General features: G+C 34.2%; 2 protein-coding genes. Both read right to left on the reverse strand.

Translation table 11 applies throughout. The features are described 5' to 3' along the window. Nucleotides 1-33: 33 nt before the first annotated feature. Nucleotides 34-1,008, reverse strand: a complete 975-nt coding sequence (locus tag FHP04_RS14335) for an IS3 family transposase (protein ID WP_317129573.1) — start codon at nucleotides 1,006-1,008, stop codon at nucleotides 34-36. Then, nucleotides 915-1,196, reverse strand: coding sequence for a transposase (locus FHP04_RS14755; protein WP_241836877.1), 282 nt, complete (start codon nucleotides 1,194-1,196; stop codon nucleotides 915-917). The genes FHP04_RS14335 and FHP04_RS14755 overlap by 94 nt, the downstream gene beginning before the upstream one ends. Nucleotides 1,197-1,259 lie beyond the last annotated feature (63 nt).

Raw genomic sequence — 1,259 nt, forward strand, 5'->3', positions numbered from 1 at the left:
TCTGGAATTCCTACTAATCTTGTGACATTTTTTTTAAGCCACTTTATTAGTTTTCCCTCTTAATTTAATTTCCATTTCTAGAGGGGAAATATACCCTAGAGATGAATGTAGTCTTTCATTATTATACCAGTTTATATAATCTTCTACAGAACTATGCAATTGGGAGTAAGTGGTGTATTTAAAACGGTATAACCATTCATTTTTAATTGTTTTAAAAAAGCTCTCAGCCACAGCATTGTCCCAGCAATTTCCTTTTCTACTCATGCTCTGGACAACTTTTTTGTTGAAAGAAAAGAGGTTAACCATTTTATTACATGCATATTGTACTCCACGATCCGAATGAAAAATAAGCCCAGGACTAATAGTTCTGCTTGATCTAGCGTGAAGCCATGCTTTGATAATCGTATTTTCGGTGGTCATATCCTCACTTAATGACCAACCTATGACTTTCCTATCAGCCAAATCTATTATTGTCGTTAAGTAGTTCCAATCATTGTTAACTCTAATGTATGTTATGTCAGAGACCCATTTCTGCCCAAGTTTCGAGCTATCAAACTCCCTATTTAGCTTGTTTTCTGAAATCCCAAATGAATGATTGGAGTCCGTTGTTATTTTGTGCCTTCTTCTTAAAACACTCTTCAAACCCATTTCTTTCATTAATATGGCTATATATGAACGACTATAGAAAAGCTTTTCTCTCTCCAGCGCTTTTTGAATTCTATAACTACCATAGATTTGTCTGCTTCTATTAAAAATCAAACGTATGTGTTCTTTCAATAGAACACGAGATGCTTTCTCAACAATCTGATCTTTTGTTTTTTCCCAATTATAATAAGCGTTTCTACTAACGTCCATGCATTTACACATCCTCTCGACTGTATAGTTATCAATGTTATTTGAAATAAATTGATACCTCACCTGTCGTTCTTGGAGAAGATGCTTACTGCCTTTTTTAATATATCGCGTTCCATGGTTATTTCTCGAAGCTCCTTTTTCAAGGCCTTCAATTCTATTTCTTCTTGAGACAACTCCTTTTTCTTAGTAAAGTCACCTGACTTAGCTTCGTATTCTCTTCTCCATCGCCTTACCATACTGTCATTTAGATCGTACTCAGTACATACCTCTTTAATTGGTCTACCTGATTTTACTAATTCTACGATTAGAACCTTAAAATCGTTTTCATGTTTTCTTGCCATATGTTAAATTTAATCATTTAGGGCTTAATTAAGTTGTCACAACAAATATAGACACTCCAGTCA

This window comes from Aequorivita sinensis, from assembly GCF_006346335.1.
In the GTDB taxonomy this organism is placed as follows: Bacteria; Bacteroidota; Bacteroidia; order Flavobacteriales; family Flavobacteriaceae; genus Aequorivita; species Aequorivita sinensis.